The 2,648-nt window shown below is 65.8% G+C and carries 2 protein-coding genes; both read right to left on the bottom strand.

Annotated features, from left to right (window positions below):
• Positions 1–1,024 (bottom strand): filamentous hemagglutinin N-terminal domain-containing protein (locus O3301_RS28535; protein ID WP_305058155.1); only part of this gene is annotated, 1,024 nt, incomplete at its 3' end.
• A gap of 34 nt (positions 1,025–1,058) precedes the next feature.
• A partial coding sequence (locus tag O3301_RS28530; RefSeq protein WP_305058154.1) for a ShlB/FhaC/HecB family hemolysin secretion/activation protein occupies positions 1,059–2,648 on the bottom strand: 1,590 nt, incomplete at its 5' end.

The following is a 2,648-nucleotide window of genomic DNA, read 5'->3' as shown; positions in this document are numbered from 1 at the left end:
TCACCTTCAGCGCATCGTCGATCTTCACGTGCGCGGCCGAAGTGTCGATGAAGCCGCCATTGCCGCCCGCAGGCGCGCTGGCGTCCAGGGTGCCCGCCGCGTTCACCGTGCCGCTTTGCATATCGCCCAGCAACTTGATCGTGCCGCCGCGCGTGTCGATGCTGTGCGCCTCGATCACACCCGTGTTGTTGACGACGGTTTTCAGCAAGTCGCCCGCCGCCTGCGCCGTCAGGACGACGCTGCCGCCATCGGCCTGGATCAAGCCGCCGTTATTCACCAGCGCGCCCACGGCGCCCCGGTCCACCGCCACGTTCAGCAAGCCATCGCCCGCCACGTCCAGCGTGATGGCGCGGCCCGCCGCCAGGGCCACCGAGCCCAGGCGCGCCTGGATCGTGCCTTCGTTCGATACGTTCGCGCCCAGCAAGGCCACATAGCCGCCCGGCGCGCTGATGTTGCCCTGGTTCAAGACTTTACCGCTGCCATTGCCGGAAAACTGATACTTGCCCGCCATGAAGTCGGCATTGCTGATATCCAGCGTGGAAGCCACCAGGCCGGCCGTGTTCACGGACGCGCCGTGGCCGAACAGCACGCCGTTCGGATTGACGACAAACACTTTGCCGTTGGCCGACAGCTTGCCCAGGATGGTCGTGCCGTCGCTGCCCAGCACGCGGTTCAGGGCCACCGCATTGCTGTTGGGCTGCTGGAACTGCACCGATTCGCCCTTGCCGATATTAAAACTGGCCCAGTTGATGACGGCATGTTGGCTGCCCTGCTGGATCACGGTATTGCCCGGCGCGCCATTGATGGAAGCCTGGCCCGCCACCACCGTGCCGCCCGCCGGCCCCGCCAGGGCCAGGGAGCCATAGCCGAGCATCAGCGCCGCCGCCATGCTGGTCAGGGCGAAATGCGCGCCGCCCCCGCTGCTGCCCGGCATCGAGCGCTTGCCGGCGGATTTGACGTTTTCGGAAACGGCGGCGTAGGCGCCGGTGGCCTGGTTCCAGATGGAGCGGTAGATGCGGTTCATGGCAGTGTCCTGATGTTTTTATTGATGTAGTAATTTAGAAATACTTGACGGCTTGCAACCAGAAGCGTCCTGCCGCATCGGGGGCGGAAGTCGCCTTGGCATTGCCCAGCTTGTGCGCGTAATACGCCTTCAGCACGAGCGCGTTGGCGCCCGTCCACGTCACGCCCACGCCCGCGCCGCTCAGGGTGCGGCGGTTCTCGCCGGCGCTCCAGGCATCGCGGTTCAGCTTGACGGTGCCCGTGTCGGCAAACGCCAGCACTTGCAGCTGGCCGGGAAAGGCCGTGAACGCCGTCACGTTCTGGCGCAGCTCCACATTCAGCACATAGCCCTGGTCGCCATACGCTTCGCCGCCCGGATAGGCGCGCACGCCGCCCACGCCGCCGATGCCCATCTTTTCCGACACATCGAGGTTTTTCGACGCCGCCTGGCCGCTGACGGTGCCGAACAGGCTCGTCTCGCCGCCCAGGCTTTGCACGCGCGCGCCATTAAAGGCCAGCTTGTTGAAGTGGCCGTTGCTGTTCACCGTCGCGCGGTCGAGCGCCAAGGTTGCCGGCGTCTCGATATCGATCTTGCCCGTGGTAAATGTCAACGAATAGGTGCTGGCGCCGCCACCGCCCCAGCCATCCTTGCTGTCGCCATTCAGATTCAGCATCCACACCCTGGCCTTCTTGTCGTTGACGCTGCCCGTCGATTCCGTGCGGTCCTGGAAGGTCTTGTCGTCATAGCTGACCTGTGCATACAGGTTGTTGCTGCGCGAACGGATCAGCGGATAACTGCCATACGCGCTGGCGATCTTCGCCGTGCCCTTGGCGTCGAGCACGGCAAATTCCTTGCCCAGCTTGTAGTCCATATAGGTGTAGGCGCCGCCCAGGCGCAGCAAGCCCGCCTGCCCCTGGTAGGCCAGGCGGCCATAGTTCAGGCCGTCGGCCGAGGTGAACGCGCGCACGGTGGCCACGTCGCCGATGCCGGCCAGTTCATTGATGTTCAGGGTGGCGCCGATGCGGTTGCGGCCCGTGTAGCGGTTGCCCTGGTTGTCCAGGTCGATGCTGCCGTTGAAACGCGAGCCCGGCTGCACGTCGACGATCAGGTCGGACGCGCCCAGCGAGGCCCCCGGCGCCAGCGTCGAGCTGACCTGCACGCCAGGCAAGTCCGACAGCAGCAGCAAGCGGCGTTCCAGCGGCGCCGTGGCGATCACCTGCCCGTCCAGGCCCGCCAGCACGGTGCCGGCCAGCCCGTCGGACAGATTGCTCTGGTTGCGCAGTTGCACCTGGCCATACTGGCCTGGCAACACGCTGATCGTGACGACGCCATCCTTGATATCTTGCGCGGGCAAATAGGCTTGCGCGAGGAAATAGCCGCGGTTCTGGTAATAGCTGGCAATTTTGGACGCCATGGCGCGCAGCTCGCCCAGGGTCAGCTCGCTGCCCGGAGTAAATCCCGAGGCGGCCACCAGTTCGCTCTCGGTGAAGACTGGCGGCGCCGCGATCTGCAGGCGCTGCACGGCGATGCGCGTCGTGTCGCCCACCGTGGTGGCGGGCACATTGCCCTGCTGCACGCGGATGGCGGGCGGCGCTTTCGGCAGCGATGGCGCTACGGGAATCTGCTGCAGCTGGCTGCCGGCACC

The sequence above is a fragment of the Janthinobacterium sp. SUN211 genome, assembly GCF_030587315.1.
GTDB lineage: Bacteria > Pseudomonadota > Gammaproteobacteria > Burkholderiales > Burkholderiaceae_D > Janthinobacterium > Janthinobacterium kumbetense.
Note: the sequence above shows the minus strand (reverse complement) of the source record. Positions and strands in the feature narration are given on the sequence as shown.